Origin of the sequence: Methylomonas rapida (assembly GCF_024360925.2) — a bacterium.
GTDB lineage: Bacteria > Pseudomonadota > Gammaproteobacteria > Methylococcales > Methylomonadaceae > Methylomonas > Methylomonas rapida.
Map to the genome: position 1 here is coordinate 439,839 of NZ_CP113517.1, position 24,131 is coordinate 463,969.

Here is a 24,131-nt window from a genome sequence, read left to right on the forward strand (position 1 = left end):
CTTTATTGTCGGATGTTTTTTCTACGATTAAAACCAATAAAACCAACAAGAGCAGAAGCAAAAAGCCAAATTGAAGCAGGTATTGGTACTGAGGATACTGGCGTCAGTAAATAGGCTTGACCTGACCCACTTAGCGCCACAATTTGACCAGAATCATTGATTCCAAATGCATCAACTAGGTAGCTGTTAGGTATTGTAACCAAACTACTGAGAGTAACTGGAATTGTCGAATTAGATTCCCATAATGCAGCATAATATCGAGAGCCGCCATATATAGTACCAACAATTTCTCCGTTATTATTGATGCTGCGAGCTATACCGTCGCCAAGCGATATAGGTGTTAATGAGCCGGATTGCCAAAGAGTTGCACTATTGCCAAAATATCCAACAATCTGGCCATTATTATTAATAGCGTTAGCCTCACTAACACCTCCAGTTAAGGTTTGAATTGTAAAAGGTGGTGCTGAGTTAGGTTGCAATAATGCTCCTCTAGTAGGGCTGAAAACATTCCCGACGATTTGCCCATTATCGTTTATGCCCGTAGCACCAGCATCTCCTGCAAGCGTAATAGGTGTTGTCGATCCAGGTAGCCATAATACGGCGTTACCATTGTCCATTCCTACCATTTGACCTATGCTGTTAATATCGTAAGCCAAACCATTTCCACTCGTGGTAAGGTAATTGGGCGTAGTCGATCCGGGTTGCCAAAATGCAGCATTACCGTTGGAGCTCCCTACAACTATTCCATTGTTGTTTACCCCAAGAGCTTGACTAAACACCGAACCGTCACCTAGGCTGATCGGGATTGTTGAATTGGCTTGCCAAGACACAGCTTGCCAAAGGCCACTACTGTTTTGCGCAACCCCAACAATCAACCCATTAGCATTAATAGCCTCTGGCACCGTTAAGCTACCACCCAAAGAGCCCAATTCAGTAACGTTATAAACCGAATTAGGGCTCTTCCGTATTTTGCGGAGAAACCACTACATGTAGTGCTATAGTCTTTGCCTGCCACAGTGAGTTTTGCTAAGGTCGACAATTTAACGCTGGAGTATCGTGATGACACAGTCGCTACTTCAAATACCGCTGGATATACCTGATGTTTGTATCGAAAAAGTTGAAACCACCGCCAAAGGCGAGTTCATCATCACGGTCAGTAGTACGTTAACCAGTGCAACCTGCCATCAATGCGGCCAGAGGATCGATAAGTTTTATGGCTATGGCAGAGAAATCACCTTGCGTCATTTGTCGATTTTCGATCGGCCGGTTTGGATCAAGCTAACCCCCAAGCGCTATCGATGCCCTGACTGCCCCAAAGGTCCGACGACCACGCAACAATGTGGCTGGTATAACTGGAAAAGCCCCCATACCAAAGCGTATGAGCAGTGGATATTGCGTGAATTGATCAACAGCAGCGTGACCGACATGGACGTGAAGCACGGCATCAGCGCCGAAGCGGCGGAAGGGATTATCAATCGGCACGTGGCCCAACAAGTTGATTGGTCTGCCATCCAAGGCATTCGCTTGCTGGGACTGGATGAAATCGCTTTGAAAAAAGGGCATCAAGATTTTGTGGTCATCGTGTCGGCTATCGATACCGAGGACCATAAGCGGATTCTGGCGGTGCTGCCCGACCGCAAAAAAGAAACGGTTAAAGCCTTTTTGCAGAATATTCCCGAGGCACAGCAACACGCGTTACAACGCGTCTGCGTGGACATGTATGAAGGGTATCGCAACGCCGTCTATGAGACATTGCCCGGCGTCGAGGTGGTGGTTGATCGCTTCCATGTCGCCAAGCATTATCGAGACGGCGCCGACCAGGTCCGCAAGGCGGAAATGAAAAAACTCAAGAATACCCTGTCTGCCGAGGATTATGCCAAGCTGAAAGGCGCGATGTGGGCTTTTCGGAAGCGCTGGATGGAACTCTCTGCCGATCAGCAAACCGTTTTGCTTTTTCTATTCCAGCAAGCCCCCATTTTGCGAGAAGTCTATATCCAACGGGAGCTTTTGACGGGTATTTTTGAGCGCCGACTCAATAAGGCTGAGGCCGAAAAAGCCTTGGATCGCTGGATGGAGCATATCAAAGTCTTGAAGTTGAAGGGCTTTGATGCGTTTGTCAAAACCTATCAAAACTGGCGAAATGAAATCACCAACTATTTCATTCGCCGGGAAACCAGTGGCTTTGTTGAAGGGCTTAACAACAAAATCAAAAGCATCAAACGACGCTGCTTTGGCATTTACAATACCGTCCGCCTGTTTCAGCATATCTGGCTTGATATCGAAGGGAGACGGTTGTTCGGTTATGCATAACCCTATATGTCGGGGCTACTCCGCGAAATACGGAAGAGCCCGAATTAGCTTGTGTGGTGTTGCCTATCGCCATTGCAATAGCAAAGACAACGAACATTGTCGATTTATTACATCCAATCATAAAAAATCCTTTCAAATAAAATTTCAGTTGCGGGGCTAATTTTCCTGTTTTCCAACTAACGCTTATTCCGAATTTTGTCTATGGCGTTTATTTTTCTATCAGATTTATCTTTGTCCAAAAAACAAATCTCTGTGATTTTGGCTGTTCTAATGATCTCGTCAATAACTGGCTTATCATTAGTCAAAAAATCCTCTAGGCATTTCAGATAATCGGCACTGCTGTAGTTTCGGTGTTCATAATAACGGTTCCAACGCCCTTCTACGCCGTCATCCACCCGATTGCATTCGAAACCGCCTAACTCCTCTATGATTTTAGTAATAACAGGCACTTTCGTTTCCCATTTATCCGATCCCAAGATATTCGATAACTGGATGCAACACAAAGGAATTGATGAATTCGATTTGCCCAAAGAGTTCGGGTAATGGTCGCTGAGATAGACATGAAAACAAATGTTTGGAGTCTTGTTGTAAGTATCACCTCCAGTGTAAAAGCTAATCGATAGGTAGTTGTCATTCCCAGTAAACCAATAGCCTTGGCTTAATCGTTCGTGCGCTTTTTGACGAGGCATAAAAATAACACCGCGTTCCTTCAAAAATTGAAATAGCTCATCGTGTATTTTCAATATTCGTCGATTGCCCAAATTATCGTCAGCATCAGGAACTAATGTTTTTCTTGCCTCAACTCCTTCATATTCATTCAGTAACATTTCAATCACCGACTCAGGCGTTGCGAAGCCGACGGCGTGTTTTTCTAGTCTTGCAAATAATGAGTCAGAGACATTAATAGTTGGCATGGCACACCTTTTTCTAAAAAATTCAGAATTATTCTAAAGCATAGAATGCTAACTCGCAAAAGAATTTTTTAGAGTTCATAAGAATAATAAGAATTTTTAGAATTCCTTAGTGGCTAAGGCTTGCAAACGACTATCGAGCAGTTTTTACTTAAGATCACTCTACCCGACAAATTCTGAGTCAGTGGACTTCCCCAAAATCGTCTCCACTATAGAAAATATACTTGTAGATTATTGATTTAAATAGGCTTTATTGCTATCCCTAGCTCTTTATTAGGGGCATTGCTATAAAATATAAGGCAAGTTAGATGCAGATAACAGTCATTCAACTCTCATAAAATTTGGACTACTGACCGTCTGGAGTTGGCCGAAACCGTAAATCGCCGATTTCAGTCAGTCTATCTCGATAGCTGACGTTCAAATTTTAAGGGATTCGATGATGCCAAAATCGCTGCTCAAAGTGTTAGAGCAGGTTGATGGCTGAGAGTCGCGTTTTAGCTAATATCCGATAATGGCGCTTGCGATGAGTGAGCGATTGTTTCCACTTCCTGTTTTTGCCATCTGATCAATTCCAGGTGGCCATCCTGGTGTTCGATGATGGCAGTGCAGCTTTCGACGAAGTCGCCGGTATTCACGTATAAGAAGCCTTCGATGTCCTTGATTTCGGCGTGATGAATGTGTCCGCAAATCACGCCGTCCACGCCTTCATGCTTGAGGGTTTTGACGATGGTTTCCTCGTAGTCGGACATGAATTTCACGACGTTTTTGACCTTGAATTTGACGAAGGCGGCCAAGGAAAAGTGAGACTGCACGCCAAGAAAGCGTCTGATGGTGCGCAGGATTCGGTTTATTTCGATCAGCCAGTCATAACCGACGGCACCCAGTTTGGCCATCCAGCGATGATGTTGGGCAATGGTGTCGTATTCATCCCCGTGTACCACCAGGAAGCGTTTGCCTTGCTTGGTGGTATGGATGTCCGATTTCTTGATCACGATGTCGCCGAAGACATACTCGTCGTAATCCCTGACATTTTCATCGTGATTGCCGGGCACATAAATGATTTGCGTGCCATGGCGCGCCTTGCGCAAAATTTTCTGGATCACGGTGTTGTGGTCGCGCGGCCAGTACATTTTTTTCGATAGCGCCCAAAAATCGATGATGTCGCCGACCAAGTACAGCTTGTCGCTATCGTTATGTTTTAAAAAATCCAGCAAGGTATCGGCTTGGCATTGGGTGGAGCCGATATGGAGATCGGAAATCCATATCGTGCGGTAAATCGATGTCGTCATAATGTATCTCTCGGACTAAATCTTGCCAAAAGGGCTCATTGACGCAGCTGAAGTGCTTTCCCTGGAGCAAAACTGGCTCGATGCTCGTGCGCATAATCATGGCGGGAGGGCGCATTGTCGGGTGTCGAAAGCCGGCGCATGTCCACGCTATCCAGCATCAGGATTTGATATTCGGCGATATGGCGGGAAAGTCCGGCGCAACGTTCCAGTGCTTTCAGAATGCGCAGCGCGTCCAGTGAGTGATCGATGCCCGAAGAACTTCGCGTCATGATGACCAATTGATGTTCCAGGCTTTGTTGTAGCAGGGTATCGCAGTTCCAGCCATAACGCATCAGTTTGTAAGCTTGATTGGAATAGCGGGTTTCTTGAACTACCGCCATTTTGTCGAGCATGATTTTGATCATCCTGCCAATCTTGATGATGTCCGTCAATAACTCCGCATTGTCGGCGGCGCCGTGGCAAGCGAGCAGCGATTCGCTCAGTCTGGCAAAATCCGCGACTTCATTGCCGATTTTTTCCAGCGTGCCGGCCATTTTGGAAACGATCATCAAGGTGCGCAGATCGCTGGGCAGCGTCAGGCTTGCATCAAGCAAGAGATGAACTTCGTTTTCGATGCGGGCTTGATAATCATCGACTTTGCGGTCGCGGGCAATCACGCGCAAGGCCAGGTCAGCGTCGGCGTAATCCAGTGCATGCAGGGTCTGTTCCAGCTGATACATCAGCAGTTCGGTCATTTCCAGCAGTAGGCCTTGCAAAGCGCCGAGTTTGCCGTCGAAAAGATGCAGCGGGCTTTCGGGCTCGATTTCGCTAGTCTGATTGGTCATGGGTCCTGTCCTGAATCAAGGCGCAATTAGGAATGAATCGAATTGTAGGTATTTTGCGTTACAACAATGTGACAAGGGTTCTCGATGATTCGATTCGCATGAGTCGCTGCTTGGCAAACAGCGTTTTGGGTGCTTGTGGGAGGCAATCGAGCGCCTTACACTATGATGCGTCCTCGGTATATTTGGCTTGGTCCATGCCGGTTAGGGCCTTTTGCTGGCTTGGCGCGATACGGCAAGCCAGGCGGAATGGCTTGTAGACTTCAAAAGGAGTAATGCCATGCATGAATTTTTACATCTGGTTTGCCCGGATTGTTTGGCCGTCAATCGCTTGCCAAGCGGTCGGTTGCAGCAGGAGCCCAAATGCGGGAAATGCCACCGGCCACTGTTCACTGGGCATCCCGTGGAGTTGAAAACCGGAAATTTCGATCGCCACTTATCGCGCAGCGATATTCCGTTGCTGGTCGACTTTTGGGCGGCTTGGTGCGGGCCATGCAAAATGATGGCGCCGGCCTTTTTGCAAGCCGCACCAATGCTGGAGCCTGCCGTCAGGTTGGCCAAAGTGGATACCGAAGCCGAACCGCAACTTGGTAGCCGTTTCAATGTCCGCAGTATTCCAACGTTGATATTGTTCGCGGGTGGACGCGAACTGGCCAGGCAATCCGGAGCGATCGGGGCTCAAGATATTGTGCGTTGGGTAAAGGCTCGGTTGTAACCAGTCGTTGGGATCAGGCCGCGCGCCTGCCCAGTAAACCGTCGCGAGCGTTTTTGCCCATTTCCAGTAACCGATTGGCTAAATTGGCGGAAGCATCTACTTCTTGTAAGGCGGCGGTCAAATGTTCCATCGCGACGTCATAGTGACTATCGTTCGGTGCCAGTTTGAGCAAATGTCCGTGCGCTTCACACAATGGCATGGGTTTAGCGGGTTGCTCGCCGCCGATGACGTCCAGCAAAAACATAAAGTCGTTGCCGGTGACCAGGCTGGGTTTGGCATTATTTCTGGCGAAGGCGGCCATGAAGTAGGCATCCAACAAGGTTGTCCAATCGATATCTTGATCGGCCGGCTTGAACGTCGCGGCTTTGACTAACGCTTTGAGTGGTGCGCTTTGTTCGGCCGCCGGTTTGTTGTTGAAGAAGCGATTGACCCGATAATCTCCCAGCATTTTGTCGTGGAATGCATCGACGATACGGTCGAGCACGTCCTCATTCGCAAGCGGTGCAAATTCTGGCTGTAACGGTAGGGCGTGGACGGCGTTCATTGTTTCCCCTTGTTTTTGGATTTAGGTTAGCGATGTTCCGCTTGCGCCGGCGTGCCTAATGGCGATGTCTCCTGGCGCGTTCGAAAGAACAGGTTGTTTGCGAAGGTCAGTTTTCCAGTAGAAAGGGGTTTGTCAAATCGAGCGAATTTTTCTGTCGAGCATAAAAAAGGCGCAGTGCCGAAGCAATGCGCCCGTTAGCTTTGTCGGCTAGTGATTACAGCTTGTCAGCGTTTTTGCTCAGGTACTCGGCAACGCCCGCGGGGCTGGCGTTCATGCCGGAATCGCCTTTGTTCCAGCCGGCTGGGCAAACTTCGCCGTGGGCTTCGTGGAATTGCAGCGCGTCGATCATGCGGATCATTTCATCGATGTTGCGGCCCAGTGGCAGGTCGTTGACGACTTGGTGACGAACCACGCCGTTTTTGTCGATCAGGAAGCTGCCGCGGAAGGCCACGCCACCAGCGGATTCGACGTCATAGTCTTTACAGATGCTATGAGTGATGTCGGCTGCCAATGTATAACGGACAGGGCCGATGCCGCCTTGGTTGACGGGGGTGTTGCGCCAGGCGTTGTGGGTAAAGTGAGAGTCGATGGAGACGCCAATGACTTCCACGCCGCGGCTTTTGAATTCATCGATACGGTGGTCGAATGCAATCAGTTCGCTTGGGCAAACGAAGGTAAAGTCCAGCGGATAGAAGAAAACAACGGCATATTTGCCGCGAGTCGCTTCAGAAAAACTGAACGAGTCAACGATTTGGCCATCGGCCAATACTGCAGGAACTGTAAAGTCAGGTGCTTGCTTGCCAACTAAAACGCTCATTGCTTTTTCTCCAAAGTTATTTAAAAACAAACGGTTATGAGTGTGTTTGCGCCTATCGGGTAGGGCTGTGGGCTATTCTACACTAAATTACTCGGGAATCATCCTTTGATCCTAGTAAATTTCGCTTGCGCAACTGACAAATTAACGTTAATTTGTAAGCCGACGCTTACATGACTAACGGACGGTATTTGACTCAATGAGACTATCTTGTGGGCTTTATTGACTTAGATGGGTTGATGACGTATGGCAAAGGTTAAACACATTACAGAACCCGATGCTTTTGGCTTTCAGGTTCGGATTGTCCGGCGCGGCAAAGAAAGTAGCCGTTATTTTTCACATAAATTGTGGGGTAGCAAAACCAAATCGTTGAAAGCGGCCATAACGTGGCGCGATCAGATGCTGGTGGTATTGAAGGGCAGCAAGACCCGCTTTTTGAAGCCGCCCAAAAACAAAACCACCACGGGCGTGACAGGGGTTTCCAGAACCATCAAATTCGATCACCGCAAGGATAAAAGTTATTTGTGCTACACGGTGTTTTGGGTAAAAGACGGCAAATCCCGTAACAAAACCTTCCAGGTTGGCAATGTGCAAACGGTGACGGCCGATGATGAATTGCATGCTTTTCGTACCGCGCGCTTGTTCCGGAGTTGCTACGAACATGCGATCGATCACGATGCGTATTTCGACGATAGCAAATTCGTCAACTGGAAAAAGACCCGTTTGTACGAGAACGAAAATTTGAACGCCGTTTCTTGATGGGGGCGGTGGCCTTCGATAGTGGCTGGCTGAACGGGGTGTTCGTTCTGCCAGCTACCGATTTGCTTCTACAGTAACGCTCATGAAGGCTTGGCATCGCCCCGGCAAATGAAAGTTCTGGCTGTAGGAGCGACGCACAGTCGCGATAAATGGCTTCAATTCGCGACTATGCGTCGCTCCCACAATGACTTTCAGAGTAATTCGATGCGCATCGACAAGTCGATTGCGATGATATTTTTGGTCAATGCACCGATAGAAATGTAATCGACGCCAGTGTCGGCCACGCTACGGATGTTTTCCAAGCCGATGTTGCCCGATGCCTCCAGTTCGACTGCGCCCTGGGTGATCGCGACGGCGCGCTTCATGTCTTCCAGCGAGAAATTGTCCAGCATGATGCGATCGGGTTTGGCGGCCAGTGCTTCTTCCAGTTCGCTCAAGGATTCCACTTCCACTTCAACGGGCACGTCGCTCAGGGTTCTGGCCTTGTTGATTGCGGCGCTGATCGAGCCGGCTGCGATGATGTGGTTTTCTTTGATCAACACGGCGTCGAACAAGCCGATCCGGTGATTGGTGCAGCCGCCGCATCTGACGGCGTATTTTTGCGCCAATCTCAAACCGGGCAAGGTTTTGCGGGTATCCAGCACTTTGCAGCCGGTTCCGGCGACGGCATGGGCATAACGACGCGCGGTCGTCGCGGTTGCCGACAAGGTCTGCAGCAAGTTCAGCGCCGTTCTTTCGCCCGTCAACAAAGCCCTGGCGGGGCCGCTGAGGCGGCAAAGCACAGCGTTCGCGGGTACTTCATCGCCATCATCGAAAAACCATTCGATGCCAATGTCTTGGCTGAGTTGCCAGAAAACCGCATCAAACCAGGCCAGGCCGCAAAGCACCATGTCCTCGCGTGTGGTGACTCTTGCCGTTGCCCGTGTGGTTTCCGGAATGATGCTGGCGGTGATGTCGCCGCTGCCCAAATCCTCGGCAAGATAAGCGGCAATTTCTTCGTGGGAGGGGCGTAGGTTCATGATCTGTCTTGGCTGGCGTGAAACATGAGTCCATTATAAACCAACCGGGCCGGACCCTTGGCCGTGAGAAAATACCGCAAACGTTAAATCGCTACCCGACATGCAAATCCATAATCATCGAATCGATTGCGCCAGACAGCTAAATTCCCCGAATTGCGATGAACGTCCCGATCCAGAGGACATCACGTTGCTGGTGATTCATTGCATCAGCTTGCCGCCGGAGCAATTTGACGGTGATTATATCGATCAATTGTTTTGTAACGGACTCAACCCGGATGAACATCCTTATTTTGCCGAAATTCACGGGCTCAAAGTGTCGGCCCATGTCTTGATCCGGCGGGATGGTTCGCTGGTGCAATATGTGCCGTTCGATAGGCGCGCCTGGCATGCCGGGGTTTCTTGGCATCAGGGGCGCGAGCGATGCAATGATTTTTCGATCGGCATCGAACTGGAAGGTTCGGTCAATCAGGTCTATAGCGACAGGCAATATGCTCAACTGGCCGAGTTGGTGCGCGCATTGTTGGCGAACTACCCAGCCTTGAGCCGGGAGCGAATTGTTGGGCACAGTGACATAGCGCCTGGCCGGAAGTCCGATCCCGGCCCCTTTTTTGACTGGCAAAGGCTGAATGATTTATTGGTCTAGGCTGGTTGGCTGGCGCTTGCGCAGGTGCTCGGCCGCCAAATACAAGGCGGCAATCGAACGCGCTTCGCTGCATTCGCCGCTGGTCAATAGACGTTCTATCTGGCTTAACGACCACGGAACCACTTCCAGTTCTTCCGGTTCGTCACCGGCTAGTTTTTCCGGGTACAGGTCTTCCGCCAGAATGATGTCTATCGTATGTTCCAGATAGGCGGGAGCCAACGAAACGGTATGCAGATGATGCAGGCGGCGGGCCCCATAACCTGCTTCTTCCTTCAGTTCACGATTGGCCGCGTCCAGATTGTCTTCCCCAGCATCGATTTTGCCTTTGGGCAGACCCAGTTCGTAGCGATGCAGGCCGGCGGCGTATTCTCTGATCAGTAGCACGGTGTTGTGATCCAGCATGGGCACCACCAGTACGGCGCCTGATGTGCCGCTTTTGGCCAGGCGTTCGTATTGACGAAGTTCACCGCTGCTGAATTCCAGTTCCAATGATTCGATGCGGAATTGCCGCGTTTCGGCGATTACTGCGCGGTTGTGAATGATGGGCATTTTTCTGGACATGGGACTTGCGAGAGGGCTGATAGTCGAAAATGACATCGTAACAGAGCCGTAATGACAAAGCCTCGGCTTTTTCGCTACCATTGAAGCTCGATATATCTCGTTGGAGAGGTCTGTAATGCTCGCGTGGCCCGACATCAAAACCGTGTTATTGGACATGGATGGTACTTTGCTGGATTTGAACTTCGATAATCATTTTTGGCAGGAATTCGTGCCGCTACGTTTTGCCGAGTTGCACGGGTTGACGCTGGAAGAGTCCAAAAGGCAGCTCAAGCCCCGCTTCAAGGCCATGGAAGGCCGGCTAGAATGGTACTGCCTGGATTACTGGGGTGAAGAATTGAAGCTGGATCTCGCCGGGTTGAAGCAGGAGTTGGCGGGCTTGATCGCGGTGCATCCGCATGTCACCGAATTTCTGGAAGCCGTGCGCGGCAGTGGGCGGCGCTTGTTGCTGGTGACCAATGCCCATCGCGGCAGTCTGAGTCTGAAAATGGAAAAAACCTGTTTGCATCGGTTTTTCGATGACATCATTTCATCGCATGATTTTGGTTTGGCCAAGGAGCAGCAGGGATTTTGGCAGGCTCTGCAGGATAAGCACGTGTTTGAGAAACACAGCACGCTGTTGGTCGATGACAGTTTGGCGGTGCTGCGTTCGGCGCAGGCTTTCGGCATTGCTTATCTGGTGTCGATCAGCAGGCCGGATAGCCGGGCGCCGGTCCGGACGATTACGGAGTTTCCGGCTGTGGAGGATTTTCGGGCGATGATGCCGGGGCTGGTACCGGGCGAGGGCCTTTGAATTCCCTGGGCGGCCTGCGGTCGCCACGGGGCGGGCGTTTGCCATGGGGGGCTACTCGCTCGCGCGGTTCGCGGCGTTGCGGTTTGATGACCTCTTCGAGCAATAAGTCCGGCGTAATTGGTTCCACCGGGATTTTTTCGCCGATATAGTCCTCGATGTCCGGCATCGAGTAGGCATATTCCTCGCAAATGAAGCTGATCGCCTCGCCGCTGGCGCCGAAGCGGGCGGTACGGCCGATGCGATGCACGTAGTCTTCCACGTCTTGCGGTAAATCGTAATTGAACACATGCGAAACGTCGGGAATATGCAGACCGCGAGCCGCCACGTCGGTGGCAATCAACAAGTTGACCCGGTCTTCCTGAAAATCGTTGAGCAGACGCTGGCGCTTTTCTTGCGGTACGTCGCCGCTGAGCATGGCCGCCTTGTAGCCGTTGGCCTTCAGGTAATCGTCCAGTTGTTCGGCGCAGCGCTTGGTGTTGACGAAGACGATGCTGCGTACCGGTTGGTGGGATTTCAGCAAGCCGAGCAACAGCGGAATTTTCTGCTCGTTGGCCGGGCAGAAGGCAAACTGGTTGATGGATTTGGACGTCACTTCCTCGGTTTCGATTTTCACCATCACCGGGTTGTTCATGTGCTCGTAGGCCAGTTCGGTGACTTTGTAGGACAAGGTCGCCGAAAACAGCAGATTCAATCGCTTTTCCGGCGGCGGCATGCGGCGCAGCAAGAAGCGAATGTCCTTGATGAAGCCCAGGTCGAACATGCGGTCGGCTTCGTCCATCACCGACACCTGGATATTGTCCAGCGTGAAGGCGCCTTGTTTGTAAAAGTCTATGATGCGTCCCGGCGTGCCGATGATGATGTCGACATTGCCCTTGAGCTTGTCGAGCTGTTTTTGATAGTCGGTGCCGCCATAAATCAGCGCAAATTTCAGATTCAGACATTGGCTCAATAGTACGGCATCCTTGTGAATCTGGATCGCCAGTTCGCGCGTGGGCGCCAGAATCAACGCGCGCGGATTCTTGATTTTTTCGCTTTCATCGTTGATCAGGCGTTGAAAAGTGGCCAACAAAAAAGTGGCGGTTTTTCCGGTTCCCGTCTGCGCCTGGCCGGCAACATCCTTGTCCCGCAGCGCCAACGGCAGAGCTTTGTCCTGGATGGGGGTGCAGTGAATGAAACCGGCTTCTTTCAAGCCCTTGATGATGGAGTCGGACAACTCCAGATTGCTAAAACGCGTTTCCGTCAAATGTGTTTTTTTCATAGCACGATAGGATAACGTAAAATGCCGATAGGTTGAAATCGATTGACAATTGCAGCGAGACAAAACTATAGTTTTGCCTTTGTAAACTATTGGAGAATGGCGTGAGCGACTTAGTCCTTCATGTATCAGATGCTGATTTTAGCGATGCCGTATTGAAAGCCAGCGGCCCTGTTTTGGTGGATTATTGGGCGGAATGGTGTGGCCCTTGCAAAATGATTGCCCCGGTTTTGGATGAAGTGGCCTCTGAGTACCAAGGCAAATTGACCATTGCCAAGCTGAACATCGATGAAAACCCCAAAACTCCACAACATTATGGCGTGCGCGGGATTCCAACGCTGATGCTGTTCAAGGGCGGTGAAGTCGAGGCAACCAAGGTTGGCGCTCTGACCAAGTCCCAGCTCACTGCGTTCATTGACAGCAATATCTAGTCAATACGTCTTAAATAGCCGGTCTTTTCATAAAACGTTTTGATAAGTCCGGCTATTGCGTTAGAATCTTTCGCGCCTGCTTCTTCGTATCCTCAGCTTCCGTAACTAAATCCAACAACCACGTCTGCCATAAACGGCTTCCTGCCGTTTTGCATTTCTTCTTTTCTCATAACCCTTATGAATCTTACCGAGCTAAAACTTAAACAAGTCAGTGAAATTATTTCCATAGCCGAATCCCTGGGCCTCGAAGGTATCGACAGAGCCCGAAAGCAAGAGCTCATCTTTGCCATTCTGAAAAAACAGGCAAAAAGTGGCGAAGACATATTCGGTGACGGGGTTTTGGAAATACTGCAGGACGGTTTTGGGTTTTTACGGACGCCTGGTTGCTCTTATTTGGCGGGTCCCGACGATATTTATGTGTCTCCCAGTCAGATCAGACGCTTCGGTTTGCGCACCGGCGATACCGTCAGCGGCAAGATACGGCCGCCCAAGGAAGGCGAGCGTTACTTTGCGATGCTGAAAGTGGAAAGCATCAATTTCGAATCCCCCGAGCACGCCAAGAACAAGATTTCTTTTTCCAACCTGACCCCGCTGTTCGCCAACAAACGTTTCCGTCTGGAACAAGGCAACGGCACCAGCGAAGACTTGACCGCCCGCATCATCGATTTGATCGCGCCGATAGGCAAGGGCCAGCGCGGTTTGATCGTGTCGCCGCCCAAAGCCGGTAAGACCATGATCATGCAAAGCATCGCCCATGCGATAGCCGAGAAGAATCCGGAATGTTATCTGATCGTACTATTGATCGATGAACGTCCGGAAGAGGTGACGGAAATGGAACGCTGCGTGCGCGGCGAAGTGGTTTCCAGTACGTTCGACGAGCCGGCCACGCGGCACGTGCAGGTCGCCGACATGGTCATCGAAAAAGCCCGGCGTCTGGTCGAACACAAACACGACGTGGTCATTTTGTTAGACTCGATTACCCGTTTGGCGCGGGCTTACAACATGGTGGTGCCGTCATCCGGCAAGCTGTTGTCCGGCGGTGTCGATGCCAATGCGCTGGAAAAGCCCAAGCGCTTTTTCGGTGCGGCCCGAAACATTGAAGAAGGCGGCAGTTTGACCATCATCGCCACCGCGCTGGTGGAAACGGGGTCGCGGATGGATGAGGTAATCTACGAGGAATTCAAGGGTACCGGCAACATGGAGTTGCACCTGGAACGCAAAATCGCCGAGAAACGGATTTACCCAGCCATCAACATCAACCGCTCAGGTACTCGCCGCGAGGAATACTTGGTCGATCCCGACGAGTTGCAAAAAACCTGGATTTTGCGAAAAATTTTGCAGCCGATGGACGAACTGGCGGCATCGGAATTTTTGTTGGGCAAACTCAAGGATTTCAAAACCAACGCCGAGTTTTTCGATTCGATGAAGCGCTAGCCTCACTGGGGTGCAGCCTGAAAAGCCGATATGGGAGGCATCCCATGTCGGCTTTTTTGTTGAGCAATTGACTCATTTCAGTGGTTTAAGTCGCGTTTTAACGTGATTTGACGGTTTTTGAAGTCTAATTTCCAGTCTCCGCCGAAACCGCGGTGCTATTGTTATTGATGGCGCAAATTTGTATATTGCCCCCTCACCTTGAAAATAGGAGTACGGCTTTGCAAACCACCAGCAAATTTTTTATTCAATTCATCCGGCTTGCTGGATCTTTTTGGGATTCCGAGAATAAGGCGACTATTCGCAGCTTGTCGCTGGCCCTGGTGGTTTTGACCATACTACAGATCGTCGTTTCCGTGGTGATTACGGTGTGGAGCGCGGCATTGTTCGACGCCCTCGATCAGCGCTCGATGTCTGGCCTGTTTACCCAAATCGGGCTGATCATCTTGATTTTCATCGCCAACATGGCGATCACCGCCACGCACTTGAAGGTCAAACGTCGCATACAGCTCGATTGGCGCGGCTGGCTGACCGACAAACTGATCGGACAATGGATGCACAAGGGCCGCCATTATCTGGTGACTCACATTCCTGGCAAGCACGACAACCCGGATGGACGTATCGCCGAAGACATCCGCATTTCCACCGAATACGCCATCGATCTGCTGCATAGCCTGTTTTACAGCATTCTGTTGCTGGGTAGCTTTACCGAAATTCTCTGGAGCTTATCGGGCACGATTACGATCGATTTGGGCATTACCCAGTTTTTTCTGAAGGGGCATCTGGTCTGGCTGGCGATCATTTATGCCGCCAGTGCTTCGATATTGGGCTGGTGGATTGGCAGGCCGTTGACCAAGGCCACCGACGAGCGGCAAACGGTGGAGGCCAATTTTCGTTTTGCCCTGGTGAAGGCGCGGGAAAATTCGCAAGCCATTGCGATGATTCGCGGTGAAAGCAATGAAGTGCCGCATTTTCATGATTTGTTCGGCGACATCGTTGCGGCCTGGCATCAGCAGACCAAGGCCTGGGAGAAAATCATGCTGTTCAGCTCCGGCTATTCGGTGTTGTCCATGGCGTTTCCCATTTTGGTGTCGGCCCCCCGGTATATTCTCGGCAGCATCAGTCTCGGTGCGTTGATGCAGTCCGCCCAATCCTTCCAGCACATGGTTTCGGCCTTGTCATGGCCCGTTGACAACATGGGCAAGGTGGCGGAATGGCGGGCGTCGGTGGAGCGGGTGCTCGGCCTGGCGAGTGCGTTGGAGCAATTGGAGCGCGAGATCAGTAAATCCGAACCCAACCGTCTGCATCTGGAAAAGAAGGCGCAATCGGTGTTGCGTTTGAACGATCTTTGCCTGTTGAGGCTGGATGGCATCGTGTGCTTGCCTTGCATCAATGAAGAAATCAAGGCGGGCGACAGAATATTGATTACCGGCAACGCATTTACCGGCAACAAATTGTTCAAAGCCATTTGCGGACTTTGGCCGTGGGGTAACGGCACGATTGAGCTTCCCGGCGAGGAAGCCATATTTTTCATGCCACCTCGACCCTATTTGCCGACCGGTACCTTGAGAATGGCCATTTGCTACCCCTACAGCGAGGATGCCTTCGGCCAGGAAGAACTGGAAAAGGCTCTGGAGCTTGCCGGTCTGAAGGGCATGATTGCGCAACTGGACGAAAGCGCGGATTGGGAAAAGAACCTGGAGCGCGAAGAACAGCAACGTCTCGGCATGGTTCGATTGTTGTTGCAAAAGCCGAAATGGATTTTGATGCAGGAAGCCTTCAGCTCGCTCGATCCTACCAGCGAGGTCGACATGATGCGATTGATCAATCAAAAACTGCCCGATTCCGCGTTGCTGACCATTACCAAGCAGCCGGCGATACAGGCGCTGCATCACCGCGAAATCAACGTTTGTTAGGGAAGCGCTGATTTTGGTGTTGTGAGGATTTCGTCAAAATAACTTTCCGATGTAGGGTACGCACAGCGTACCCTACGCTCAATCGAGAAAATGGGCTTGCCTACAGGTGATATTGCGGACTCAATTCCTTCACCGCATCCACCATCGCCTTGACGTGTTCGGGATTGATGTCCGGCAGGATGCCGTGGCCCAGATTGAAAACATGACCTGAACCCTGGCCGAAACTTTGCAGCACCTGGCCTACCTTCTCGCGTATCACGTCGGGTTGCGCGTACAGCGTGATCGGGTCCATATTGCCTTGCAAGGCAACTTTGTCGCCGACGCGGGCTCTGGCGTTACCGATGTCGGTCTGCCAATCCAGGCCAAGAGCGTCGTAGCCGGTTTCCGCCATTGCTTCCAGCCACAAACCGCCGCCCTTGGTGAACAAAATGGTCGGGATGCTTTGGCCGTCGCGCTGGGTGTGCAATAACTGGCGAACTCGTTGCGCATAGCGGAGCGAAAACTCCATGTAGTCGGCATGGCTGAGCATGCCGCCCCAGGTGTCGAATACCATCACGGCGTCGGCGCCGGCCGCGATTTGGGCGTTTAGATAAGACGCGACCGATTGAGCCAGTTTGTCCAGCATTTGATGCATCAATTGCGGCTGCTCGAACATCATGCTTTTGACTTTTTGGAAGCTCTTGCTGCTTTTGCCTTCTACCATGTAGGTCGCCAGCGTCCATGGGCTGCCGGAGAAGCCGATCAGCGGCACCCTGTCATGCAGGTTGGTTTTGATCAGGCGCACCGCGTCCATCACATAACGCAATTCCGTTTCAGGGTCCGGGATGGGCAAATTGGCCACATCGGCCGCGCTGCGAACCGGATGCGCGAATTGGGGGCCTTCGCCTTCCGCGAAGGACAGGCCTAGCCCCATGGCATCCGGTATCGTCAGAATGTCGGAAAACAGAATCGCCGCATCAAAGCCGAAGCGGTCGATGGGCTGCAAGGTGACTTCGCAAGCCAGCTCCGGATTGGTGCACAATTGCATGAAATTACCGGCTTTGGCGCGGACTTCGCGATATTCGGGCAAATAACGTCCGGCTTGCCGCATCATCCACACCGGGGTGCGTTCCACGGGTTGTCTGAAGAGGGCGCGCAGAAATAAATCGTTTTTTAAAGTTGTCATCGGTCTCGTAGAGTTGTGGGCAATCAAGCAGCTAAGGATTCCGGCAAAATCACATCCCCATTTTACTCCCTCGCCCTCTCCCGAGAGGGGAGGGGGCTTTTACGACACTTTCCTCTGGGTGAGGGAATAAACAGGGACGTTATTTTTGGCCATAACCTGAATTATTGTTTGCGGCGGCTTTCCTTTTGTATCACGTTAAAGCGCTTGACCAGGCCTTGGTTGAATTCGTTCGGCATGTCGGATTTGTTATTCAGGGCATCGATGGATGACGGGAAGGAGCCATAAATCAGTACGTATCTTTCCTGACCTTCCTTGCCGATGCTGTAATACTTCAGGCTGTCGCGGTATTCGGCGTATTTTTTCAGGAAGCGACTGACCCCTTGTTTGTTCGACAATACCATGATCTGCACCGTGTAATTGCTGGCGGGCTGCGACATGATCCAGTCCAGATCGCCGCCGTCAGTTCCGGTTTTGCCGGCGGTGGGTTTTTCCGTTGTTTTGGCGGTTGCCACAGGTGTCTCCACTGTAGGGTTTTCCGCGGGTCTGGGTGGCTCGGCTGCGGGCTCAACGGCAGGCACCGATGGTGCGGGTTCGGGTATTGCAGGCAGTTTTGCCTCGACGGGTGCGGCAGGCGGTACGGGATCGGGACTTGGGGCTGGTATTGACGCGGCGGTTGCTGTCGGCGTGATCTCGATCGTGGGCGGCGTTTCCGGTGCCGTGGGAAGATGCTCTGAGGGCAAATGCTCAGGTATCAAGGCATTGGCCGGTGTCATGCTGTGCGTGTCGACCGTCGGCGCTTTTGTAATTTGTTCTGTAATTTTTTCTACTGACGCAATCGGGGTTGGCTCGCTGCTGGCTGGCTCCGCTTCGGCTGGTGCATCGGCGACGTTGTCTTCGAAAACCATTGGCGGTAACAGGGTATAGGCGGCAAAGCCCGCCGCGGCGACGATGACCAAAACGCCTAGCCATAAACCCAGCTTGCGTTGCTTGCCCTGATAGTGTTCGACCTTGGGCAGTTCGGCCAGCAGCTTGCCCGGAATACCTTGGGTTTGTCGGAACAACTCTTCTGCGAGTTCATCGGTGACGGCTTTGAAGGAAAGTTGAGTGCCTGGTTGTGCTGAAAGATTTTGCAGATATTCCAGGCATTGACGCTGATTGAGCGGGGGCAATTCGATCAGATGACAAGCATCCAGGGTTTTATCGGAACTGGATTTCGTTTGAAACTCGTCGGAATTCATCGCAAAAACCAGCCTCAGACCCGGCAGAGAATAGGCAAAATCGATCAACTCCCCGATCAGTCCTGGTACCAGTTCGCCGGCGTCATCTATCGCCAGCACCACTTTTTGCTTGGCGCAGAAGGCGCGCAATGAGGACATGTCGAAACGCAGATTGGCGCTGCTCAGGTTCAAAAACTGGCTCAGCCGAGTCATGACCGATTCGAAACTCAAGGCGGACGAGCCCGGTAGCAGGCAAATCGGCCAGACGTCCTGATGGCTATTGATCAAAGCCTGAAACAGCGTGGTCTTGCCTATGCCTTCTGGGCCGCACACTATCAAGGATTGCTGCAGATTGGTCAGCAAATGGATCAGCAGATCCAGCTTTTGCGAACGATCAGGCGTCAGCAGTATGCGTTCCGATGTCCTGTTGACGCCAAAGCTGCCAGGGCGTTTCGGGCTATAGGTCAGGTTGTCGTTATCCAGCATACGTGTTCAAGGTCGCTTGCAATTGCGCCAGGTCGACATTGACCGGCAACGAGGCCTTGCCGAGCGCTTGCAGCAGAATCACGCGGATTTTGCCGTCGACGTTTTTCTTGTCGACCGCCATCAAATCCACGTATTGAGCAGTCGTCATAGTTGCGGGTGGTGTTATCGGCAGATTGGCCGTCTTGAACAGGGCAATCACGCGAGCGACGTCGGCATCGTTCAGCCAACCCAGGCGCCGCGACAAATCGGCGGCAAAGCAGGTGCCAATCGCCACCGCCTCGCCATGCAGATAATGGCCGTAGCCACTGCCGGTTTCGATCGCATGGCCGAAGGTATGGCCTAAGTTCAAGGTGGCCCGGACGCCGGATTCGAATTCGTCTTCCCCGACCACTTCGGCCTTGTTGGCGCAGGAGCGCTCTATCGCGTAGGCCAGAGCTTCCTTGTCGCGGGCCAATAACTTGGGCATGTTGGCTTCTAGCCATTGCAAAAATTCCGGATCGCGGATCAGGCCGTATTTGATCACTTCGGCCAGGCCGGCGGATAATTGCCTGTCATCCAGCGTGTCCAGCACATCGGCATCGGCGATCACGCACTGCGGCTGGTAAAACGCGCCTATCATGTTCTTGCCCAAGGGGTGATTGACGCCGGTCTTGCCGCCGACCGACGAATCCACTTGCGCCAGCAGGGTGGTCGGAATCTGGATGAAGGCGATGCCGCGCTGATAGCAGGCCGCCGCGAATCCGCCCATGTCGCCGATCACGCCGCCGCCCAGTGCGATGAGCGTAGCATTGCGGCTAAATTTTTTCGTTAGCAACTGGTCGAAGATTTTTTCCAGATACTGCAGGCTCTTGTATTGCTCGCCGTCCGGCAGAATCACGGTTTCCACGTGATGATCCGGCAGTGCGGCCTGCACTTTGGCCAGGTAAAGCGGGGCAATGGTTTCGTTGCTGACGATGGCGACTTGTTTGGAGCGGATGTGACGGGCCAGTAAATCCGCCTGGCCCAGTAAACCGGAGCCGATGTAAATGGGATAGTCGCGGGAGTTGTCTAGGTTAACGTGCAATACTTTCATGATTTTCCAGAGCAGCCTGATATTGCTGCAAAATGGTTTTGACCACTGTCTTTCCTGGCAGCGAGCCGGAATCGATCGTAAAGTCGGCGCACTCCAGATACAGCGGTTCGCGTTGCGCCAGCAAGGATTGCAAGCGCTCGCGCGGATTGTCGGTGCGCAACAACGGCCGTTGGGTGTCGTGTCGCGTTCTGAATAAAATTTTATCGATGGAGCAATGCAGATACACCACAAAGCCGCTGGCTTTCAAGGCTTCGCGGTTTTCCGGCTTCAACACCGAACCGCCGCCGGTGGCCATCACGATACCTTTGATCGACGTCAACTGCTGGATTACGACCTGCTCGCGCAAGCGAAAACCTTCTTCGCCTTCGTAGGAAAAAATGGTCGGAATATCCACGCCCATGCAGTCCTCGATGACTTTATCGCTATCATAAAACGGGCACTGCAATGCTTTGGCCAATTGCTTGCCGATGGTGGTTTTACCCACGCCCATCAGGCCGATCAAGTAGATATTCTCCAGTTTTTTCATCGATAGCGGGTCAAGGCATGCAAAGGCAAACATTATGCCCACTTTTTGTCATGAATAAAATGCAGGGCATCTTTAATGGAAAAAGCTAAAGCTTTTTCACTCCAGTCGAAATTCAGCAATTGGGGGAGTGCAATAGCTTTAGCTATTGCCCAATAGCGCTGGCATTTTTTGCGTTCACGACATCATTCGCCGGACGAAGGGCTAGAAGTTGCCTTACGCAAACTGCGCCGCAATCTGCGTCTGAATCTTTTCCGCCATGGCCCTACGGTCCGCCGCATCGCGAATCGGACGGCCCACCACCAGATAATCGGCGCCGTTTTGTATGGCTTGTTCGACGCTGACCGCGCGTTTTTGGTCGTCGTCCTCACGGTTGTCGACTGGACGTATGCCGGGCGTGATCACCAGCAGTTTTTGCCCCAATTCCTGGCGTATCATCGATACTTCCAGGCCGGACGAAACGATACCGTCGCAACCTATCTGCAACGCACGTTTGGCGCGCGACAACACCAATTGTTCGACGTCGCAGTGAAAGCCCAGATCATCCAAATCGCCTCTATCCAGGCTGGTCAAAGCCGTGACTGCCAACACTTTAAGGTCGCCCTTGGCCTTGGCAGCCGCTTCCATGATGGAGTCGTTGCCGTGTATGGTGGCTAAATCCACGCCCTTGTTGCTCAAGGCCTTGATAGCTCTGCCCACGGTGGCGGGTATGTCGAAAAACTTCAGGTCGACGAATACCTTTTTCTCGCGCGCTTTCAGCCATTCGATAAAGCCGAAATAATCCCCGGACATAAACAATTCCATGCCTACCTTATAAAAAATCACGGCATCGCCCAGTTCTTCGACCAGTGTCTTGGCCTCGTCGATGCTAGGAACGTCCAGCGCCATGATCAGGCGTTCGCGGACGGGGATGGGTTTGCTGGAGATGAATGAATCAGTCATGTAGCAGGTTCCATTGGAAGGTTGAATATGGAGAGGGATTTTAGACGATGAAGCTCCCTCGCGTCTTGAGGAAGTTCAATTGCCGCTATTCAGAAAGGAACACCAGTTTGTTTATCTTAAAAATTAGTTGAGGCGTATTGGAACCGTTCGTGGTGAGACCGTCGAACCCTGAGCGGTTTTTCCACGCACCAACTTATTGGGTGAGCCTATCAAAACCCGTCCCTTCGACTGGCTCAGGGTGAACGGGGTTTTGATAGGCTCGACTGCGTTTTTTAGGTTTGTAAGGCGTTGGAAAGCAAAGCAAAATCAGTTGTAGGAGCGACGCACAGTCGCGCTTTAAAGCCTAAATTCACGACTATACAGTCTCTCCCAGTGCTTTGTTTTATAGCTACCGGGATGGAGAAAATACGGACAAATGCGAAAAACCCCGTTGGGTTCCAAAGGCTCTGGAGTCCAAATCGTAATCGTTCAGCAAGATGGCAAACACCATAAAGCCGCACACCAAGCCACTCAGTTTGAGTAACTTGTAAGGGCGTAACGGGAAATTGAACAAGTATTCAATCCCGTAGGCCAGGCATAACAATCTGAACAGAAAAATGACCGGAAATTGGGTGTCCGCCAGCAAGACGGTCGCGACCGCGAAAAAAGAAATCAACAGGTCCTGTGTCGAAAAGGAAAAAACTTCCCGGCGCGTTACCCGGGTGCCGATAAAAACCACCAGCATCAGGGTCGCCAGAAAACTATTGGCGATAATATCGATATAGGGATTGCCCAGCTGTTCGCTGGTCAATATGAATCCCGAAAAAGTGGCAGTAATATAAATGCATAGTTTGATCAGCGAATTGACGAAATTGGCTTTGAGCAACAGAACCAATAACGCCGACAAAATCAGGCTGGCCAGAAAAAAGAAGTCTTTTTCGGAAAACAGCGGGAATGATTTGAACATCACGAAAATCATCGCCCATAAATACAGCAAAACCGCAAATTCGATATAGAACCGCGCTCCCCAATATAACCAGCCGAAGCGCCTTAAAATACCTTTGCGGCGGTCGCTGGCATTGATTTCAGGTCTTAGCCGCCAACCCGTTTTATCGGCTTGATAAAAAAACAGCAATATTCCGCCGCAAATCAAAGCATAGGCGCCGATGACGGCTAAATCGCTTTGATAGCGCAGCAGAAACGCGGCCAATAAAAAGATGGACTGCAACGCATAAATGCAGGAAACGGCTTCGGCATGAGTAAAACCGTGCGCCAACAAGCGATGGTGAATGTGGCGTTTATCGGGAGAAAACGGCGATTGGCCGCTATAGATACGCTGGCTCATCACCATCAGCGTATCCAGCACCGGCAGGCCTAAAAGCAACAGGGGCAAGGCAGGATTGAGCGTGACATAGACGTTTTCGACCAGATAAATGCACAGAAACGCGGCCATGAAGCCGATGAACTGACTGCCCGTATCGCCCATGAAAACGATCGCGGGATGGCTGTTGAAGCGCAAAAAACCCAGGATGCCGCCAATCAAGGCCAGCGCGATCAGCGCCAAATCCTTGCCGCCCACGTGCTCGGCGAAAAAGGCAATCGCGGCCAATGTCATCAACATGATGCCGGCCGCCAAGCCATCCAAGCCATCGGAAAGATTGACCGCATTGGTTACGCCCACAACGAAAATAAACGTCAAGGGATACGCAATCCAAAGAGGGGCGTCGTCCAGGCCAAAAAACGGCAGGCATCTCAAGTAAATGCCCTGATATAAAACGAAAATAACGGCCAAGAATTGCCCGAAAAACTTCCATTTATAATTCAAGTTGAATACGTCATCCAGCAAGCCAAAAAGCACGATAATGGAACCGCCGATTAACAAGCTGCTGAAGGGGGCGGCGAATGGCGCGAGCACGGAAACGGTGATAAGGGTGGCCAGCGACAGGCCCAGTCCGCCACATCTGGGGATTGCTTTTTTATGAACCTTGCGTTCGTCGGGTTGATCCAGCATACCCAGGCGCCCGGCCGACTTGATCAAGACAGGCATGGATAACACGCTGATCAATGTGGCCAGAGTAAAGCTTAAGAATAATTCCATTTTATCAATCCAATTGCGACAGAGGCTTTAAGTGTTTTTAAAGCATCCAGTTCATTCCAAAAATACCAAGTCAAACAGCCTAGAAATAATTTCCGCTTATGGTTTCCATGCACTGCGTGGGAACCTGCTCAGGGACGCTCTAGCGTCCCGAACCGCAGAGCGGTTCAGGCTGCATTCCCACGCGGCGCATGGGAACGATGAGCCCGGAGGGCGGGAAGATATTTCAACCAAATCCTAAACTGCATTGAAGCCAAACAGCGTAGGAGCGACGCCTCGTCGCGACTTGAGAAGTCTCAATCGCGACGAGGCGTCGCTCCTACAGAATATTTAAAGAGTGCTCGATCCAGTTTTCCATTCGACTCCCCGTTGGAGGCTGCAAAATCCCCCCTCTCCTTGCGGGTGAGGGGAATACATAATGTACACACCTGATTTATACCCCA

Annotated in this window: 23 protein-coding genes; 8 read left to right on the forward strand and 15 right to left on the reverse strand. The window is 51.5% G+C overall.

The features are described from left to right. Positions 1-2 precede the first annotated feature (2 nt). Positions 3-920 (reverse strand): DUF3466 family protein, encoded by a 918-nt coding sequence (locus tag NM686_RS02040; protein ID WP_255190287.1) that lies wholly within the window; start codon positions 918-920, stop codon positions 3-5. 139 nt (positions 921-1,059) lie between these two features. Between NM686_RS02040 and NM686_RS02045 the strand changes: the two genes are divergently transcribed. Then, a complete protein-coding gene (locus NM686_RS02045) occupies positions 1,060-2,310 on the forward strand; it encodes an ISL3 family transposase (protein WP_255187011.1) in 1,251 nt (416 codons plus the stop codon). A gap of 176 nt (positions 2,311-2,486) precedes the next feature. Here NM686_RS02045 and NM686_RS02050 read toward each other — a convergent pair whose 3' ends face one another. The 3 genes from NM686_RS02050 to NM686_RS02060 form a co-directional block, all read right to left on the reverse strand. Next, a complete protein-coding gene (locus NM686_RS02050) occupies positions 2,487-3,224 on the reverse strand; it encodes a hypothetical protein (RefSeq protein WP_255190290.1) in 738 nt (245 codons plus the stop codon). 491 nt (positions 3,225-3,715) lie between these two features. Continuing rightward, entirely contained in the window at positions 3,716-4,510 is a 795-nt protein-coding gene (locus NM686_RS02055) for a UDP-2,3-diacylglucosamine diphosphatase (protein WP_255190291.1), read from the reverse strand. 35 nt (positions 4,511-4,545) lie between these two features. Next, complete coding sequence (locus NM686_RS02060) at positions 4,546-5,334, reverse strand: phosphate signaling complex PhoU family protein (protein WP_255190292.1); 789 nt, start codon at positions 5,332-5,334, stop codon at positions 4,546-4,548. 277 nt (positions 5,335-5,611) lie between these two features. Here NM686_RS02060 and trxC point away from each other — a divergent pair, with 277 nt between their 5' ends. Further along, positions 5,612-6,046 carry a thioredoxin TrxC gene (gene trxC, locus NM686_RS02065; RefSeq protein ID WP_255190294.1) on the forward strand — a complete coding sequence of 145 codons (435 nt, stop codon included), beginning with the start codon at positions 5,612-5,614 and terminating at the stop codon, positions 6,044-6,046. Positions 6,047-6,059: 13 nt separating this feature from the next. Here trxC and NM686_RS02070 read toward each other — a convergent pair whose 3' ends face one another. Together NM686_RS02070 and NM686_RS02075 are read right to left on the reverse strand one after the other, a co-directional pair. Then, positions 6,060-6,590: a globin family protein gene (locus NM686_RS02070; RefSeq protein WP_255190295.1), complete on the reverse strand. Its 531-nt coding sequence runs from the start codon at positions 6,588-6,590 to the stop codon at positions 6,060-6,062. A gap of 214 nt (positions 6,591-6,804) precedes the next feature. Further along, positions 6,805-7,407: a peroxiredoxin gene (locus tag NM686_RS02075; RefSeq protein WP_255190296.1), complete on the reverse strand. Its 603-nt coding sequence runs from the start codon at positions 7,405-7,407 to the stop codon at positions 6,805-6,807. A 243-nt stretch (positions 7,408-7,650) separates the two neighbouring features. On the opposite strand from NM686_RS02075, the gene NM686_RS02080 reads away from it, so the two are divergent. Then, positions 7,651-8,163 (forward strand): hypothetical protein, encoded by a 513-nt coding sequence (locus tag NM686_RS02080; protein ID WP_255190297.1) that lies wholly within the window; start codon positions 7,651-7,653, stop codon positions 8,161-8,163. Between the two features lie 191 nt (positions 8,164-8,354). Here NM686_RS02080 and nadC read toward each other — a convergent pair whose 3' ends face one another. Next, positions 8,355-9,182 (reverse strand): carboxylating nicotinate-nucleotide diphosphorylase, encoded by an 828-nt coding sequence (nadC, locus tag NM686_RS02085; protein ID WP_255190298.1) that lies wholly within the window; start codon positions 9,180-9,182, stop codon positions 8,355-8,357. A gap of 100 nt (positions 9,183-9,282) precedes the next feature. Here nadC and ampD point away from each other — a divergent pair, with 100 nt between their 5' ends. Then, a complete protein-coding gene (gene ampD, locus NM686_RS02090) occupies positions 9,283-9,825 on the forward strand; it encodes a 1,6-anhydro-N-acetylmuramyl-L-alanine amidase AmpD (RefSeq protein WP_255190299.1) in 543 nt (180 codons plus the stop codon). Here ampD and nudE read toward each other — a convergent pair. Further along, positions 9,814-10,386: an ADP compounds hydrolase NudE gene (nudE, locus tag NM686_RS02095; protein WP_255190300.1), complete on the reverse strand. Its 573-nt coding sequence runs from the start codon at positions 10,384-10,386 to the stop codon at positions 9,814-9,816. The genes ampD and nudE overlap by 12 nt on opposite strands. 115 nt (positions 10,387-10,501) lie before the next feature. Here nudE and yrfG point away from each other — a divergent pair, with 115 nt between their 5' ends. Next, on the forward strand, positions 10,502-11,176 hold the full coding sequence (yrfG, locus tag NM686_RS02100) for a GMP/IMP nucleotidase (RefSeq protein ID WP_255190301.1): 675 nt from the start codon (positions 10,502-10,504) through the stop codon (positions 11,174-11,176). Here the strand turns inward: yrfG and rhlB are convergent. Continuing rightward, positions 11,106-12,434: an ATP-dependent RNA helicase RhlB gene (rhlB, locus tag NM686_RS02105; protein WP_255190302.1), complete on the reverse strand. Its 1,329-nt coding sequence runs from the start codon at positions 12,432-12,434 to the stop codon at positions 11,106-11,108. The two genes, yrfG and rhlB, sit on opposite strands and share 71 nt — an antisense overlap. Before the next feature lie 101 nt (positions 12,435-12,535). Between rhlB and trxA the strand changes: the two genes are divergently transcribed. The 3 genes from trxA to NM686_RS02120 all read left to right on the forward strand — a co-directional run bounded on the left by trxA (position 12,536) and on the right by NM686_RS02120 (position 16,209). Further along, entirely contained in the window at positions 12,536-12,862 is a 327-nt protein-coding gene (trxA, locus tag NM686_RS02110) for a thioredoxin TrxA (protein ID WP_255190303.1), read from the forward strand. A gap of 177 nt (positions 12,863-13,039) precedes the next feature. After that, positions 13,040-14,296, forward strand: coding sequence for a transcription termination factor Rho (gene rho / locus NM686_RS02115; RefSeq protein WP_255190304.1), 1,257 nt, complete (start codon positions 13,040-13,042; stop codon positions 14,294-14,296). A 218-nt stretch (positions 14,297-14,514) separates the two neighbouring features. Continuing rightward, positions 14,515-16,209: an ABC transporter ATP-binding protein/permease gene (locus NM686_RS02120; RefSeq protein ID WP_255190305.1), complete on the forward strand. Its 1,695-nt coding sequence runs from the start codon at positions 14,515-14,517 to the stop codon at positions 16,207-16,209. A gap of 100 nt (positions 16,210-16,309) precedes the next feature. On the opposite strand, the gene hemE is transcribed toward NM686_RS02120, so the two are convergent. From hemE to NM686_RS02150, 6 genes are all read right to left on the reverse strand, one after another. After that, positions 16,310-17,374: a uroporphyrinogen decarboxylase gene (gene hemE, locus NM686_RS02125; RefSeq protein ID WP_255190306.1), complete on the reverse strand. Its 1,065-nt coding sequence runs from the start codon at positions 17,372-17,374 to the stop codon at positions 16,310-16,312. A 161-nt stretch (positions 17,375-17,535) separates the two neighbouring features. Beyond that, positions 17,536-19,077 carry an AAA family ATPase gene (locus NM686_RS02130; RefSeq protein ID WP_255190307.1) on the reverse strand — a complete coding sequence of 514 codons (1,542 nt, stop codon included), beginning with the start codon at positions 19,075-19,077 and terminating at the stop codon, positions 17,536-17,538. Continuing rightward, a complete protein-coding gene (gene aroB / locus NM686_RS02135) occupies positions 19,067-20,149 on the reverse strand; it encodes a 3-dehydroquinate synthase (RefSeq protein WP_269022270.1) in 1,083 nt (360 codons plus the stop codon). The genes NM686_RS02130 and aroB overlap by 11 nt, the downstream gene beginning before the upstream one ends. Further along, positions 20,130-20,675, reverse strand: a complete 546-nt coding sequence (gene aroK, locus NM686_RS02140) for a shikimate kinase AroK (RefSeq protein ID WP_269022899.1) — start codon at positions 20,673-20,675, stop codon at positions 20,130-20,132. The genes aroB and aroK overlap by 20 nt, the downstream gene beginning before the upstream one ends. Positions 20,676-20,888: 213 nt before the next feature. Then, the gene (gene pyrF, locus NM686_RS02145; RefSeq protein ID WP_255190308.1) at positions 20,889-21,614 is read right to left on the reverse strand and encodes an orotidine-5'-phosphate decarboxylase; all 726 of its coding nucleotides are present in this window, start codon (positions 21,612-21,614) and stop codon (positions 20,889-20,891) included. Positions 21,615-22,002: 388 nt separating this feature from the next. Then, entirely contained in the window at positions 22,003-23,691 is a 1,689-nt protein-coding gene (locus NM686_RS02150; RefSeq protein WP_255190309.1) for a glycosyltransferase family 4 protein, read from the reverse strand. Positions 23,692-24,131 lie beyond the last annotated feature (440 nt).

Excerpts from the sequence above, each read along its gene's own strand:
- NM686_RS02045 (WP_255187011.1), top strand. The coding sequence starts at position 1,060 with ATGACACAGTCGCTACTTCAAATACCGCTGGATATACCTGATGTTTGT.
- NM686_RS02050 (WP_255190290.1), bottom strand. The coding sequence starts at position 3,224 with ATGCCAACTATTAATGTCTCTGACTCATTATTTGCAAGACTAGAAAAA.
- NM686_RS02055 (WP_255190291.1), bottom strand. The coding sequence starts at position 4,510 with ATGACGACATCGATTTACCGCACGATATGGATTTCCGATCTCCATATC.
- NM686_RS02060 (WP_255190292.1), bottom strand. The coding sequence starts at position 5,334 with ATGACCAATCAGACTAGCGAAATCGAGCCCGAAAGCCCGCTGCATCTT.
- trxC (WP_255190294.1), top strand. The coding sequence starts at position 5,612 with ATGCATGAATTTTTACATCTGGTTTGCCCGGATTGTTTGGCCGTCAAT.
- NM686_RS02070 (WP_255190295.1), bottom strand. The coding sequence starts at position 6,590 with ATGAACGCCGTCCACGCCCTACCGTTACAGCCAGAATTTGCACCGCTT.
- NM686_RS02075 (WP_255190296.1), bottom strand. The coding sequence starts at position 7,407 with ATGAGCGTTTTAGTTGGCAAGCAAGCACCTGACTTTACAGTTCCTGCA.
- NM686_RS02080 (WP_255190297.1), top strand. The coding sequence starts at position 7,651 with ATGGCAAAGGTTAAACACATTACAGAACCCGATGCTTTTGGCTTTCAG.
- nadC (WP_255190298.1), bottom strand. The coding sequence starts at position 9,182 with ATGAACCTACGCCCCTCCCACGAAGAAATTGCCGCTTATCTTGCCGAG.
- ampD (WP_255190299.1), top strand. The coding sequence starts at position 9,283 with ATGCAAATCCATAATCATCGAATCGATTGCGCCAGACAGCTAAATTCC.
- nudE (WP_255190300.1), bottom strand. The coding sequence starts at position 10,386 with ATGTCCAGAAAAATGCCCATCATTCACAACCGCGCAGTAATCGCCGAA.
- yrfG (WP_255190301.1), top strand. The coding sequence starts at position 10,502 with ATGCTCGCGTGGCCCGACATCAAAACCGTGTTATTGGACATGGATGGT.
- rhlB (WP_255190302.1), bottom strand. The coding sequence starts at position 12,434 with ATGAAAAAAACACATTTGACGGAAACGCGTTTTAGCAATCTGGAGTTG.
- rho (WP_255190304.1), top strand. The coding sequence starts at position 13,040 with ATGAATCTTACCGAGCTAAAACTTAAACAAGTCAGTGAAATTATTTCC.
- hemE (WP_255190306.1), bottom strand. The coding sequence starts at position 17,374 with ATGACAACTTTAAAAAACGATTTATTTCTGCGCGCCCTCTTCAGACAA.
- NM686_RS02130 (WP_255190307.1), bottom strand. The coding sequence starts at position 19,077 with ATGCTGGATAACGACAACCTGACCTATAGCCCGAAACGCCCTGGCAGC.
- aroB (WP_269022270.1), bottom strand. The coding sequence starts at position 20,149 with ATGAAAGTATTGCACGTTAACCTAGACAACTCCCGCGACTATCCCATT.
- aroK (WP_269022899.1), bottom strand. The coding sequence starts at position 20,675 with ATGAAAAAACTGGAGAATATCTACTTGATCGGCCTGATGGGCGTGGGT.
- pyrF (WP_255190308.1), bottom strand. The coding sequence starts at position 21,614 with ATGACTGATTCATTCATCTCCAGCAAACCCATCCCCGTCCGCGAACGC.
- NM686_RS02150 (WP_255190309.1), bottom strand. The coding sequence starts at position 23,691 with ATGGAATTATTCTTAAGCTTTACTCTGGCCACATTGATCAGCGTGTTA.